We start from the raw sequence: 15,366 nt of genomic DNA on the forward strand, positions 1-15,366 counted from the left end.
GAACAATTTATATTTATTAATAATAATTATTATATACTTTCAAAAAAAAGTAAAAGCCCTGTATTAGAGCTTTTACTTAAGTTTATTATAATAAGTTACTAAACTTTCATTTAAATTTAATCCATATTTCTCTTTAGATATTTTATATGCTTTTAAAAACTGTTTATTTAAATTATATATATCATTTTTGTCATAATATGCTTTAAATAAAAGCTTAACACCTACTTCAAAGTTAGGATCAATATCTATTATTTTCTCCAAATACTCAATGGCTTTATCATAATTTTCAATATTAATATAATATTCTCCTAGTCTTCTAAGCAATTCTAAATATTTTTTCTTAATATTTTCAGATGCATTTATAGACCATATATATCCCTCTTCTTCTAAATAATCTCCTTTATATAAATCGCATATACTCTCATATATGTTTATATTAAAAGCACATATTTCATAATTAATATCTGTATAATCTTTATATAACCAAATATCACAGTCTAATTTAATCTTATTCATTGTATAACAGTTATTTGCATATTTTATACAATCTATGTAACCTGCATTACTTAATATTTTCCTTATTCTATAAATTGAACTTTGCAAATATATTAAAGCATTTTTTATATCTATATCTTGCCACAAATCTTCTATTATTCTTTCTTTATGTATAGGTCTATTTATGCTCTCAACTAAGTATGCGAATAATTCCTTATCTTTTAAAGTCCTCCACTTTATGGGAATATTATTAATTGTTACTTCAAACTTATTAAATGTTCTTATTTTTATCATACTATCTTCTTCTACTTGATGCTCATTTACTATCTTAAGAATCTTATTTATTGATTTTTCTAAACGCTCTTTTCTTACTGGTTTTAATATATAGTCTATCGCACTGACTTCAAAGGCTTCTAATGCATATTGATTGTATGCTGTTATAAAAACTATTTCCATATTAGGTCTTATACTACTTATTTTTTCTGCTAATGTTATTCCATTCATACCAGGCATGTCTATATCTACAAAAGCTACTTGTATATCATTATTTTTAATTGTTTCTAATGCTTCAAATGGATTATTCTCAGTAAATATTACTTTTATACTTTTAAAATTCTCAATAATTTCTTTAACTTCTTCTATAGTATTTTCTTCATCATCGATTATTATTGCTCTTATCATATTCCACCTCTACTAAACCTTTTATCAACCTATTGGAATTTTCATTATTACTTCTGTTCCATGCCCTATGATACTTTTTATTTCTAGTCCCTCTCCATATGTTCTAATTAATCTACTGTTAATATTTTTTATTCCAACTCCAGCCTTATCATCTTGCCCGTCCATGATTTTCCTTACCTTTTCTTCCTGCATCCCTATTCCATCATCTTTTATATTGATAATCAAAGTCTTTGATTCCTTATATATTATTATATTTATATTTCCACCCTCTAGTTTGTTTAAGACTCCATGCCTTATAGCATTTTCAACAATTGGTTGTATTATTAATGAAGGGATTTTTATTTTTATATCTTCTTCTATATCAAAATTTATCTTTAACCTACTTTTAAATCTTTCCTTTTCTATTGCTACATAGGCCTTTGTAAGTTCTATTTCTTTTGATAAAGCAACTAAGTTATCACCTGTGCTAAAATCGAAGCTATTTCTTAAATAATCACTAAAATCTAAAAGTAACTCTTTAGCTTTAATTGGATTTCTTGTTATTAATGATGATATAACACTTAATGCATTAAATATAAAATGAGGCTTTATTTGAGCTTTTAAAAATGCCATTTCTGAATCTACTAAGGCAGATACAGAGTCTTTTAACTGTATTAATGTATGAACTCTTGCTCTAAGTTCGCTTATATCATATGGTTCAACAAGTACATCTGTTGCCTCTAAATAAAGAGCTAATGATATATTTTCTGGATATGCTTTATCTACTATCATAAGTATAGGTAAACTTATGGAATCATATTTACTTCTTATTTTTCTTAATAAATTATATCCTGATGTATTTGGTAGGAATGCATTAATTATTAGCAAATCATTCTTAATTCCCTTGTCCATTAAATCAAGCAATTTCTCAGATGATTCTATATTATTTACAATATACCCCTCTTTTTTCAAAGAATTATTAATAACTTTATTATTTATTTCATTAGCTTCTAAAAGTAAGATTGAATGGCTATTACCTTTATTAACATTTATATTTTCCTTTTGCGATCTTGCACTCTCTTCTAAATAAATATTCGAATCCTCTTTATTTTTATCGATATTATTAATAACTGGTAAAACGATTAAAAATTCTGTTCCTAATTTCCTTGTAGAACTAAATTTTATTTCTCCCCCATGAAGAGCTATTATTGTACTGGATACCCATAGTCCTATATCAGATCTTTTTTTATCAGTATATATCCTATTGCTCCAATTTATATTTTTCATACTATTAATTATAGCTTCTCCATCCTCAATATATAGCTCTTTATTCTTTATAGATATTATTGCTTTATTGTCTATACTCTTCAACTCTATAGTTAAGCATCCTCTATCTGTAAATATTAATAATATATCTATTAAATTATAAAATACCTGTTTAAGCCTATTTTCATCTCCACTCACTGTTATAGTTTCAGGACACATTGAATTTTTTATAATTATAGGTTTATCCTTAAAAGAATACTCTATAATATTTATAACTAAAAAAAGAATACTTTTAACATTAACAATTTCTCTTTTATTTTTTATATATCCATTAGTAAACTTATAATAATCTAAAATATCCTCTATTAATATGCTTAATCTATTTGATGTAGCAGATATCATTTCTATGTTTTCTTCTTGCTCATTTGTCAATGTTCCTGCAACTCCATCTATAAGAGCATTAGATATATTTAATATACCTTTTAAAGGAAGCATTAATTCATAAGAAATTCTTTCTAAAAAATCGTCTTTTCTTTTATCTAATATTTTTAATTCATTTGATAGCTTCTCTATTTCTTTTACTGAGTTAAAGTAATTATTTGATAATAACATTGCTTGACTTATAGTAAATATAATCACGTAAAACGGAAATAAAAAATTTATTTGTTTTGAGTTAAAGGTATTGTATATACCTACTAATATCATTAAAAGCATACTTATAAGAGCTAATATATTAAATCTTGTACCTTCAATCTTATTTATTATACTTTTAATTATGATACCAGTAGCAAATAATATAATAATTATCCCTACTGAGGCATGCATCTTACCAAAGTCTAATTTTTTAAATATATTTAAAGAAAAAATAATTATTAAAGCTATAATATAAACAAAAATGAATTTCTTTATTATCTTCTTTGATAATCCTATTTTATAATATTCATTTATATATACAATTAAGGAACTTGCAGATATAGTTCCTAAAATCATAGTTAGGTTTGATATACTTTCCATAGACAAATTGCTAAATATTTTAGTTATTAATATCTCATCACTCATAGATAAAAATAATGCAGCACTAATACTATATACTCCTAATGATAAATTTAAAATTAATTCATTCTTTTGACATGCTCTATTAAAAAAATAAAACGCTAACATTAGGAAACTAATTACACAGCTAATGTCTATTATTAAATATTTATCTCTAAAATTAGTAATACTCTTTTCACTACCTATATAAATAGATTTAAGTATACCACTTTTTAAAGAATTAGAATTTTCTAATTGTATGAGTACTTCAAATTCTGTGTCATCTACATTAAATAACTTCATTCTTACAATACTATTGCTAAATTCATTCTCTTCTAAAAAATTATTTTTTGATTTTATTATAATTTTGCTTTTACCCCAAATATTATTAAGCTTAATTCCAATGTCCTCTTGTTCTTCATTAACCTTTATTTTAATTCTATATGTAGCTTTTCCCTCAGAAGGTAAACTCTCATTATTTGCATCCTTATATTTTGCCCAATTGCTAGGAAGTCGTATGTATTGTTTTGGAAAACTTTCAATATTATCAATGAAATCTTCAGTATAAAGAAGCTTATTAAAATAAAATTCCCACTCTCCTTCTATGCAAAATGGTCCTTCATCTAAATTAACATCTGATAAATTTAAATAGCCATTTTCTATTTTTAAATTGTTTTTATTTGTAAAACTTATTATAGAATAATAAGTAAATCCAAATATTAAAAAGCAAAATACAACTATATAAAAGTTATTAACCCATTTCTTCATATCTTTTTAATGCCCTCATAAAGCTACCCTCAAGTAATTCTTTCAATTTTTCTATTAATATTTTAGGCTCTTCCATCATCCCATCTTTCATCCACTGTATTACCAACCCTGCAAATGCATGTGTATAAAAATCTGCCATGAATTTCTTATCTTTTGATTTTACGCTCATATCACTAGATACTTCATTAATAACCCCCATAAGTAAATCATTTATTACTGAAAAAAGATACATATCTAAGTGAGTTCTACTTAATGAATTTAATGTGTTATAGCAAAATTCCTTATTATCTTCTATATATAAAAATATTTTATAAAACCCATCGATCCATGTACTATAACTTTTATACTCTTCTATACTTTCAATAGCTTCAGTTTTATATATCCACTCTACAAGTTCATATATATCATGAAAATGATAATAGAAGGTTTGTCTATTTACATTGCAATCTTTAACTATATCCTTTACTGATATCTTATGTAATGGATTTACTTTCATTAATTTTTTTAAAGACTTTGCCAGTGATTTTTTAGTTTGTAAAGAACTCGACACTTTTTTATTTCCCCCTAAATGCATCTTTATTTGTATTAAAAAAGCTTCGATATAATTCGAAGCCTTTTAACATGATATACCATAAATTATAGCATCACTTATATACCACATCAACTTTATTATAAAAGTGACTATTTAACTTTCTACCATTGTCCCTCCATTTACATGAATAACTTGTCCAGTTACATAACTTGAATCATCAGATGCCAAATATACATAAGCTGGTGCTAATTCATAAGGCTGGCCAGCTCTTTTCATAGGGGTGTCCAATCCAAAAGTAGATACTTCTTCTGCTGAAAAACTAGATACTATTAATGGAGTCCAAATTGGTCCCGGCGCTACCCCATTAACTCTTATACCTTTGTCTACTAGAGATTGAGATAATGAACGAGTAAATGTTGTTATTGCTCCTTTAGTGGATGAATAATCTATAAGTTCTTTATGTCCTTGATATGCTGTAACTGATGTAGTATTTATAATAGAGCTTCCCTTTTTTAAATAAGGTAATGCTGCTTTAGTTAAATAAAACATAGAAAAAATATTGACTCTGAAAGTTAACTCTAACTGCTCAGCTGTTATATCCTCTATACTCTTTTGAGGAAATTGAACTCCAGCATTATTTACTAATATATCTATCTTACTAAATCTTTCAATTGTTCTTTCCACAACTTCCTTGCAAAAGTCTTCTTCACTAATATCCCCTTCTAAATTTAAGCATTCACTACCATATTTTTCTATATATCTTTTAGTTTCATCTGCATCTTCCTCTTCATACAAATATACTATTGCTACTTTTGCTCCTTCTTTTGCAAATGCAACTGCAGTAGCTCTTCCAATTCCGCTATCCCCACCAGTTATTATCGCAACCTTATCCTTTAATTTTCCACTACCTATATAATTAGGATCATCAAATATAGGTCTTGGATTCATTATTGATTCTATTCCTGGTTGAACATCTTGATGTTGTGGTGGAAAACTTTTAACCTCACTATCACTTCGCATTTTGCCTCTATAAAATGAATTCATGTAATCCTCCAGATCTATTTATCACAGTATTTATACTATGATATCCTTAAAATATTGTTACATTCATAAATCTTTCATTATTATTATATGTTACTTATATCTTGAATTTGTTTATTAAATTATTTAATAATTTATAGTAAACTTTTATTATTTCCGCTTTACTAGTAATCTTTTATAATAAAAAAAATACTACTATCAAAACTTGATAGTAGTACTTTTTATATATTTCCTAAAGTACGTTTTAAAAATTCACGTGTACGTTCTTTTGTTGGATTATTAAATATTTGTTCTGGAGTTCCTTCTTCTTCTATAATACCATTATTCATAAATACTACACGATCAGCTACTTCTTTAGCAAATCCCATTTCATGTGTTACGACTAACATTGTAAGACCTGTTTCAGCAAGTTCTTTCATAACCTTAAGAACTTCTCCTACCATTTCTGGATCAAGAGCTGATGTTGGCTCATCGAAAAGAATAACATCTGGTTCCATTGATAATGCTCTTGCAATTGCAACACGTTGCTTTTGTCCTCCAGATAATTGCTTCGGTTTAGCATTTACATAATTCTGCATACCAACAACCTCTAAATATTTCATAGCAACTTTTTCAGCTTCTTCCCTTGATCTATTTAATACCTTCATTTGTCCAACTACACAGTTACTCAATACATTATGATTGTTAAATAAGTTAAACTGCTGAAAAACCATTCCTAATTTAGTTCTATATTTATATATATTATGATTATCGTCTAAAATATTTTCTCCATTATATATTATTTCACCCGCAGTTGGTTTTTCTAAAAGGTTTATGCAACGCAACAATGTTGACTTTCCTGATCCAGAAGACCCTATTAAGCAAACAACTTCGCCCTTATCTACTGAAAAATTAATATCCTTTAATACTTCATGAGATCCAAAAGATTTATTCAAATGTTTTATATCAATTACTTTATCCATAACGTCTCCTCCATTATCCCACTACATTACCTTTTGATTTACGTAACATATCTTCAGGTCTTTCTACTTGCATTTGATTTCCTGCCATAATGTAATTATCTGGTCCATCTAACTTTCTTTCTATTGCTCTTAATATTCTAGTTACTGTATAAGTCATTATGAAATAAATAAAACATGCAACAAAGAAAGATTCAAAATATCTAAAATTATTTCCCGCAATTGATTTAGTTTGGAAAAATAACTCAGAAACAGAAATTACATTAAGAACTGATGTATCTTTTATATTAATTACAAATTCATTTCCTGTTGCTGGTAAAATATTACGAATTACTTGTGGTAATACTACATTAATCATCGTTTGAGAATGAGTCATTCCAATAGCTTGAGCTGCTTCAAATTGTCCCTTATCTATTGATACTATACCACCTCTTACTATTTCTGACATATATGCACCTGTATTAATAGATACTATAAATAATGCTGCTACTATTTTATTTATATCTATTCCTAAAAATTGTGCAGACCCATAATAAATTACCATAGCTTGTACAATCATAGGCGTTCCTCTAAAGAATTCTATATAAATAGAAAGAATTATATTTATGATTTTAAGAAATACTTTTTTTATACCTCTCTCTGGAATAAGAATTGTTCTTATAACACCAACAAGTAGACCTATTAAAGTTCCTATTAAGGTTCCTATTATAGAAATTAAAAGTGTCATACCTGCCCCTCGTAAGAACATTGGTAAATTATCTTGAAGTATTTTTATTATCCATTCAATACTCATTTCAATCCTCCTAAAATAAAAGCAAGTTATAAGTTTAGGATGGGTTATAAAATATAATAACCCATTCTATAAAATTTATTGAGCTGCTGGTTGATTTTTAACAGCATCCCCCATTATATTTACTTGCTCTTCTTCTGATATTCCTGATAAAATTTCATTTACTTTTTCTGTTAAATCACTATTCTTTTTGATACCTACTGCTGTTTGTGTATCCTCTGGATTAGTGACAAAACCATCTTGAAGTTCAATCATTTTAAAGTTTCCATTTGCTGATTGAGCACTTACAGCCTCTGGCTTTTCAGATACATATGCATCAATAACACCTGATTCAAGAGCCACTCTCATAGCTGGAAAATTATCCATAGCTTCTTGTTTTTTTACACCTTCAATTTGATCTATTACTGAATAATGGAATGTATTTAATTGAGCTGTAACCTTTGCTCCATTAAAATCTGCTAAAGTTTTAGCATTTTCATACTGCCCATCATTCTTAACAACTAGAACTAATTGTGATTGATAATAATTATTTGAAAAATCAATAGTTTCTCTACGTTCTGCTGTAGGAGACATACCTGCTATTATTGCATCTATTTTCCCTGAAGTTAATGCAGGTACTAGCCCGTCCCATTCAGTTTTAACAATTACTAACTCTTTACCTAATCCTTCTGCTATTTTCTTTGCAATTTCAACATCATATCCACCTGCATACTCTGAACTTCCTTCTATTTTCACTGCTCCATTTGAATCATCCATTTGTGTCCAGTTAAATGGTGGATATCCCGCTTCCATACCTACCCTAAATACATTTTCATTTTTTTCTGACTTTCCTGAGCCACAACCTGTTAGTATTAGCATTGCTACTAATGATAGTGAAATTAATAATGATAGTTTTTTCTTCATAGTAAATCCTCTCCTTTTTTTTATAATAAAAAAACCAACCCTAAATTCTTGGGTTGGTGCTATCTTAAATATTCAGATAAGATTCTATAAAAAAATAACTGAGCAAAGCTCAGGTTTAATCTTACAGATAACCTAATCCTCATCTTTCCCATTTGAGATAGCACAACTTAATAAACCGGGACGTTTATTAAGACAGTCCTGCAGTTCTTAACTGCAGACCCAGCAAGCAATATCGAGAAATATTACAAGCTTCGGCAAAATTTCCTTCTCCATAGTTTCATAGCATTCTCAAGCTCCACTAAAGACTGTTAAATTTTGCGCCTCTACCTCACATATAAAAGTGAGGCATTTATTAAATTATATATAGTCTATACCTTTTTGTTTTAGCTGTCAATATATACTTCGCAATTTTTCTAAATATTATAAAAATTACTATAAATGACACGATACAAAATCTCTATCTCCAGAGGACTAGTTATAATTCTACAGTTTCCTCTGATTTTTATGCAAAATAATAATTTTTTTAATGAGGCATAAAATCCCACTACACTTTAACAGGTGCTCTCGCCAAAGCCTACTATTAAGCCTACTATTATTTTGATAAAAAATAATACTCTACAGAACAGACTTTTCTACAGTCTATTCTATAGAGCATTTTTTACTTTTAAACAACTTAACTTTCTTATAAATATATTATTGTTATCTAATTAAATTGTTTAATTTAATCTTTCTCCGGCTTCTATTAACACATTATCTTTAAACATAAAAACACTTTGAACAAACAAGAATATTCCTGTGATTATAAGTAACCATTCTATTTTTATAACATCTGCTAGAGGCCCAAATATCATCATACCAGCTGGCATCATAATACTTGAAATCATTCCAAGTACTCCAAAAACTCTTCCTTGAAAATCTGGTTCTACCTTTTCTTGTAATAAAACTGTTGATGGCGTATTAAAAATAGGCATAGCCACTCCCACAATAGCCATAATAGCTAAATATAGCCAAAATATTGGAATAACACCTAAAAGAAATGTACCAAGTCCTATAATACCAGTGGATAAAATCATAGTATATACTCTATTCTTGAATCCTCCCCAAGATGCCATAATTATACCACCAACCATCATTCCTACTGAGAATGTAATTTCTATAGCTGTTAGTCTCCAAATATCATTTCCAAAACTACGAGTTACTTGTAATGGCGTTAAAAAAGAAATTGGTGCTGCTAAAATAAAGAAAATAGTACAAAATAAGAAGAACTTTTTTACATAGCTGTGGTTCTTAATGTATTTAACACCTTCTTTCATATCATCAAAATAGCTATTATGCTGCGCTTCCAAAGCTTTAGAATGAGCTTTCACCTTAAGGAAAATTAACAATGTAAAAACAGCTATCATTGCAGTTATAACATCTATAAAGAATATTGTTTCAATTGTAGCTATACTCAATAATGCTCCACTAAGCATAGGACATATTAGCATTGTTAATGATTGTATACTACTATTTATTCCATTTATTTTACTAAGCTTATTTTCTGGTACAATTTGTGGTATAAAGGAGCCAACTGCCGGTGTTTGAACTCCTGTTCCTAATGATCTTATAGCTAAAACTAAAAATAACATCCAAGGAGAATCATAACCTAGAAGAAATATTATAGCTAAAATTAATGTAGATATTGCTATCAAAGAATCTGATATAACTATTAACATTTTTCGATTGTATCTATCAGCCCATACTCCTGCAAATGGAGAAATAAAAAAGGAAGGTAAAAATCCGCATATAATAGATATTGTCATCATAGCTCCTGATTGTGTTGTTAAAGTAATATACCAAGTAATAGCGTATTGAACAAGCATTGAACCAAATAAAGATATAGTTTGGCTTGTTAGAAAAAGTATTGAATTTTTCTTCCAATCATTTTGTATACTTGTAATCGTCATATTTATCACCTCTTCATGTTTAAATTAAAACAAAAAGCCCTTCCAAACTATCAATTTGGAGGGGCATACCATTACCACATAATATCATATTAAATACAGTATTGTTATACAAGCTTATAAGTATAATCTGTACTTTATATAAGGTAATATAATGCTTTTTAATCCCATCCAAACTAAATTAGCAGTTTTATACAACACTAAAACTCACACCTTTTATTCAGAAGATGCTCACCATTTTATTTGTATTGATTTTAACTTATTGAATAAGACTAAATTAACATTTTATATAATCACCTCATATTTTAGATTGGCTTAATTATATATTCAAAATAAAGTTGTGTCAATAAAATATCTATATAAAATCAACTATTTACTAGATAATTAAAAAAGTTTATCATAACCTTACTTAAATGCAACGACAATACTTACAAATCGAGCTATACTATATTTAAATTCCTTATTTATCAAAGTGTTAAAATATAAATTTTGACAAATACTATTTAATGATAGCTCAAGTAAGGAGGAAAAAATCATGGCAGAAATAACAGGAGTAGTTAAATGGTTTGATTACGAAAGAGGTTATGGCTTTATATCATGCAATCAAGGTGATGATGTGTTTGTGCATCATTCTCAAATCAAAGAAAAAGGTTCTGAAAAGTCTTTACATGAAGGCGAGAATGTAACCTTTGATATTAAAGAAAATGAAAAAGGTCCCATGGCTGTAAATGTTCAAAAATTATGATTTATAAAAAGCATCTCGTTAGAGATGCTTTTTAAGTATACTTTTATACATTAAATTAATTAAACTGTTTTTTAACTTAGAATTCTACTGTTAATTCCTGATCTATATTACCCTTTTTAGTAAGTGTTCTACTCTTCTTTTTATTCTTTATAAATAATGACATAATTAAAGAAATTACTGTAATAGCTATAACAAAAATAAATGTAGTATTAGCACCCTTCAGTGAGGCATCAAGCATCTCTGATTTATATAATGCTACATTTGTTGTCGCAAGGGCATTATCTGGTGCATTAGAAGTAGTAACATTAGACATTATAGTTATGAGTACTGCAGTTCCAAGAGATCCTGCCACTTGTTTTGCCATATTAACCACAGCAGAAGCATGTGCTAATAGTTTATTTGATAAATCATTCACTCCAGCTGTTTGCATAGGCATTATAACAAGTGCGATTCCAATACATCTAATTGTATATAGCATAGCAATAATTATAACATGTGTATCTCTATGTAACCTTGCAAATGGGAAAGAAGCAATAATAAGTAAAACAATGCCTGGTATAGCTAATTTCTTTACACCATACTTATCAAATAAACGCCCAGATATAAGCATGGTTACCGCCATTAGGAGTGCCCCTGGTAAAAGTGTTAGTCCACTTGTAAAAGCTGATTTTCCAAGTATATTTTGCAGAAAAATCGGCAATACAATACTTGCTCCCACTGATGCAATATTTAAAATACTTCCTATTACAGTTGTTAAGGTAAATGTAGTTGATTTAAAAACACGCATTTCAAGCATCGGATGCTCCATAGCTAACTGACGCCATATAAATGAAGCACTTATAATTATTCCTACAATTATAGTTGTAAGAACAGTAATATCACCCCAACCTTTATTCCCTGCATTGCTAAAGCCATAAAGTACCAATCCAAATCCAAATGTTGATAGAAGGATAGAAATAAAATCTATCTTAGGATTTTTTAATGGTATAACATCCTTCATAAAAAAAGCTGTAAAAATTATATCTAATGCTACTAAAGGTATTAAAATATAAAATAAATAATGCCAATTCCACATATCAATTATTATTCCAGATAAAGTCGGTCCTATAGCTGGGGCAAAACATATAACAAGACCATACATCCCCATTGCTGAACCCCTTTTTTCAGGAGGAAAAACCATAAGAAGAGCAGTATTTGCCAAAGGTGATATTATTCCTGCTCCAGCAGCTTGAACTATTCTTCCAATAAGAAGTATTGTAAAGTTGGGGGATATAGCACATATAACGGTCCCTATACCAAACATAGCCATAGAAAACATAAATAACTTCCTAGTTGATATTTTTTCTAGCAGCAATGCTGTCAAAGGTATCATTATAGCATTAACAAGCATAAATGCAGTTGTCAACCACTGTGCAGTACTTGCATTTATCTTAAAATATTTCATTATCTGAGGTAATGCAGTAGACAATAATGTCTGATTTAGTATTGTAACAAATGATCCAATCATTATTGCTATTATAAGTAATGTTTTATTATACTCTTTTCCATATATATCTTTATTAATAGATTTTTCTTTTGAATCTCTTTCTTTCATTAGTTCATCATCCTATCTAAATTAAAGTCTTCCTCTAAAAAATCGAGGTCCTTGCTTTCATATAAATTCCTTACCCATTCACACCACTGAAGATTTAATTTAGCTACATTTAAATTTCTTTGAGTTAAAATATAAGCTCCAAATAATGATGATTTTCCCTCTTCAGGATTCTCTTTGGATTTGAGCTTGATTTTTTCTATGGATTCTTTACTTTGTTCGATTCTTTTATTAACTTTTGTCTCAAGCTCATTAAGAAGCTTTTCTACTGCCTCTTCATTCATAAACTTTATACAATATAATTTTAAAGTCATTTCATCTCTTGTGACTTCTTCATTAGTTTCAGATATGAACCAATCATGTAACAGTTCATTACCTTTAAGCGTAAGATTATATATCTTTTTATCTGGCTTTCCACTTTGCTTTTTTAGAGTAAACTGTATATATCCTTCTTCCTCCAATTTTGAAAGTATTGGATATATAGCACTATGAGTAGAACGCCAAAACTTATTTAGTTTTTGTGTTAAATCATATCCGCTCATTGGCTCAGTTGATAATAAGCTTAGAAGTCCATAAGACAATTTATTCATGATATCATCTCCTATGTACATAAATAATTAAATACTTATATTATATAAATCAAAATACTTATATCGCTATATTTTTCTATAGCAGATTATAATAAAATCTTTAGTTATATATAATATTAACTTTAGTTATCTCAATTATTTAGGTATAAATAATATGTCAACAGTGACATATAAATTGCATATTATATATACTATATAAACTTTAACCATATGTCAATAGTGACATTTTAGATAAATATTTAATGATATAATAAAAATCCCCCAAATCATTAGTTTGGGGGAGCATAAAATACAATTCAATATTTAGTTAAAACCTTTTAAAATATTTGATATTAACCTATTTCTTCTCTATAAGCGCAACACATTCAACATGTGAAGTATGAGGAAACATATCAACTGGTTGAACGACCTCTGTTCTATATCCTTTTTCTTCTAATATCTTTAAATCTCTAGCTAATGTACTTGGATCACAAGAAACATAAACTATTCTTCTTGGTTTTGCTTTCTCTATAGAATCTAAAAGCTTTATATCACACCCTTTTCTCGGAGGGTCAACAACTATCACTTCTGGCACTATGCCCTTTTCTATTAATTCAGGTATTATTTCTTCTGATTTTCCTACAAAGAATTCTGCATTATCTATATTATTAATTCTAGAGTTTTCTCTTGCATTAATAATAGCTGGTTCAATAATTTCAACTCCATAAACTTTTTTTGCTTTCTGTGAAAGGAAAAGTGTAATTGTTCCTGTTCCACAATAAGCATCAAAAACAGTTTCTTCTCCTGTCAATCCAGCATATTCTAAGGCCTTTGAATATAATTTTTCTGTTTGTACAGGATTCACTTGGAAGAATGAAAGTGGTGAAATATTGAACTTAAAGTTTTCTATATAATCAGTTATAGTATCTTCTCCCCATAAAGTTATACATTCTTGACCTAAAATAACATTTGTATTTTCACTATTTACATTTAAAATTATACTTTTTATACCATCTATATTATTTTTAACTTCATTTATAAATTCATTTATATGAGGAATATTCTTTTTAGTTGATACTAAAACTACCATAATTTCTTTAGTAGTAAATCCCTTACGTATCATTATATGTCTTATTAATCCATTTTTATTAAAAACTCCATCAATACTAGCAGCTGATATATTATATTTTATCATCCATTCTCTCGTAAGTTTAGCAACTTTATCAGCAACCTTATCTTGGATTAAACAAGTTTCTAAGTTAATTATATTATGACTTCTTGGTGCATAGAATCCAACACTTAGTTCTCCATTTACAATACCTACAGGTAATTGAACCTTATTTCTGTATCTTTCTGGATCTTCCATGCCTATAGGATATTCTACTAATGAGCTGTCTAATCCACCTATCTTTGTCATACAATCTTTTACTCTTTCAAATTTATAGTCTAACTGTTTTTTATAACTCATATGTTGAACTGTACATCCACCACATCTTTTATACACTTTACACTTTGGTTCAACTCTTTGCTCAGATTTTTCAATAACCTCTAGTAATTTCCCATATGCATAATTTTTCTTAACCTTAACTATTAATGTCTTGACCTTTTCTCCTAAAATAGCACCTTCTATAAATATAGGATATCCATCTACTTTAGCTATTCCTTCACCCTCATATCCTACACCCACTATATCTAATATATATTCATTATTTTTTTCAATCAAAATAATCACCTCTTAAAATCTTATACATAAAATTTTAACTATCCCTAAAGTTTCATCTTATAATAGCATAAAAATATGTAAAACACAAAAAACATATAATTTAATAACAAAGCAATTCATACTAAACTATATGTATAATATTAAGTAAATGATATAATTATTTTAATCAAAAAAAATGGCATCACAAGATGCCTAAGTCAGAATTAGTTGCCATTTAATTCCATTTAATAGTATTACATTATTCATATCATAATATACATTATAACTTAAATATTATCAATATAATTATTAACATTTTGTTAATTATCTAATTTACTACAATATTTACACAAAATTTTATCTAATTTAT

At 27.8% G+C, this 15,366-nt stretch carries 12 protein-coding genes and 1 riboswitch; of the genes, 1 reads left to right on the top strand and 11 read right to left on the bottom strand.

Features of this window, described 5'->3' with window-relative positions:
• Nucleotides 1-72 precede the first annotated feature (72 nt).
• From I2A75_RS10425 to I2A75_RS10460, 8 genes are all read right to left on the bottom strand, one after another.
• The gene (locus I2A75_RS10425; protein ID WP_195264404.1) at nucleotides 73-1,176 is read right to left on the bottom strand and encodes a response regulator; all 1,104 of its coding nucleotides are present in this window, start codon (nucleotides 1,174-1,176) and stop codon (nucleotides 73-75) included.
• Between the two features lie 24 nt (nucleotides 1,177-1,200).
• Nucleotides 1,201-4,221: an ATP-binding protein gene (locus tag I2A75_RS10430; protein ID WP_195264405.1), complete on the bottom strand. Its 3,021-nt coding sequence runs from the start codon at nucleotides 4,219-4,221 to the stop codon at nucleotides 1,201-1,203.
• Nucleotides 4,205-4,771 carry a dihydroxyacetone kinase transcriptional activator DhaS gene (gene dhaS, locus I2A75_RS10435; protein ID WP_195264406.1) on the bottom strand — a complete coding sequence of 189 codons (567 nt, stop codon included), beginning with the start codon at nucleotides 4,769-4,771 and terminating at the stop codon, nucleotides 4,205-4,207. The genes I2A75_RS10430 and dhaS overlap by 17 nt, the downstream gene beginning before the upstream one ends.
• A gap of 135 nt (nucleotides 4,772-4,906) precedes the next feature.
• Entirely contained in the window at nucleotides 4,907-5,797 is an 891-nt protein-coding gene (locus tag I2A75_RS10440) for an SDR family oxidoreductase (RefSeq protein WP_195264407.1), read from the bottom strand.
• Nucleotides 5,798-6,015: 218 nt separating this feature from the next.
• The gene (locus I2A75_RS10445; protein WP_195264408.1) at nucleotides 6,016-6,756 is read right to left on the bottom strand and encodes an amino acid ABC transporter ATP-binding protein; all 741 of its coding nucleotides are present in this window, start codon (nucleotides 6,754-6,756) and stop codon (nucleotides 6,016-6,018) included.
• A 13-nt stretch (nucleotides 6,757-6,769) separates the two neighbouring features.
• Nucleotides 6,770-7,546 carry an amino acid ABC transporter permease gene (locus tag I2A75_RS10450; RefSeq protein ID WP_195264409.1) on the bottom strand — a complete coding sequence of 259 codons (777 nt, stop codon included), beginning with the start codon at nucleotides 7,544-7,546 and terminating at the stop codon, nucleotides 6,770-6,772.
• Nucleotides 7,547-7,621: 75 nt separating this feature from the next.
• A complete protein-coding gene (locus tag I2A75_RS10455; RefSeq protein WP_195264410.1) occupies nucleotides 7,622-8,446 on the bottom strand; it encodes a transporter substrate-binding domain-containing protein in 825 nt (274 codons plus the stop codon).
• Between the two features lie 150 nt (nucleotides 8,447-8,596).
• Nucleotides 8,597-8,780, bottom strand: a riboswitch (Lysine riboswitch).
• Between the two features lie 382 nt (nucleotides 8,781-9,162).
• Complete coding sequence (locus I2A75_RS10460; RefSeq protein WP_195264411.1) at nucleotides 9,163-10,392, bottom strand: MFS transporter; 1,230 nt, start codon at nucleotides 10,390-10,392, stop codon at nucleotides 9,163-9,165.
• 532 nt (nucleotides 10,393-10,924) lie between these two features.
• Between I2A75_RS10460 and I2A75_RS10465 the strand changes: the two genes are divergently transcribed.
• The gene (locus I2A75_RS10465; protein WP_195264412.1) at nucleotides 10,925-11,134 is read left to right on the top strand and encodes a cold shock domain-containing protein; all 210 of its coding nucleotides are present in this window, start codon (nucleotides 10,925-10,927) and stop codon (nucleotides 11,132-11,134) included.
• 76 nt (nucleotides 11,135-11,210) lie between these two features.
• Here the strand turns inward: I2A75_RS10465 and I2A75_RS10470 are convergent, their stop codons facing one another.
• The 3 genes from I2A75_RS10470 to rlmD form a co-directional block, all read right to left on the bottom strand.
• Nucleotides 11,211-12,728, bottom strand: coding sequence for a DHA2 family efflux MFS transporter permease subunit (locus tag I2A75_RS10470; RefSeq protein WP_195264413.1), 1,518 nt, complete (start codon nucleotides 12,726-12,728; stop codon nucleotides 11,211-11,213).
• Nucleotides 12,728-13,315 carry a PadR family transcriptional regulator gene (locus tag I2A75_RS10475; RefSeq protein WP_195264414.1) on the bottom strand — a complete coding sequence of 196 codons (588 nt, stop codon included), beginning with the start codon at nucleotides 13,313-13,315 and terminating at the stop codon, nucleotides 12,728-12,730. Before I2A75_RS10475 ends, I2A75_RS10470 begins: the two co-directional genes overlap by 1 nt.
• 337 nt (nucleotides 13,316-13,652) lie before the next feature.
• Nucleotides 13,653-15,017, bottom strand: coding sequence for a 23S rRNA (uracil(1939)-C(5))-methyltransferase RlmD (rlmD, locus tag I2A75_RS10480; RefSeq protein WP_195264415.1), 1,365 nt, complete (start codon nucleotides 15,015-15,017; stop codon nucleotides 13,653-13,655).
• Nucleotides 15,018-15,366 lie beyond the last annotated feature (349 nt).

Source organism: Clostridium sp. 1001275B_160808_H3 (genome assembly GCF_015550425.1).
Lineage (GTDB): Bacteria > Bacillota > Clostridia > Clostridiales > Clostridiaceae > Clostridium.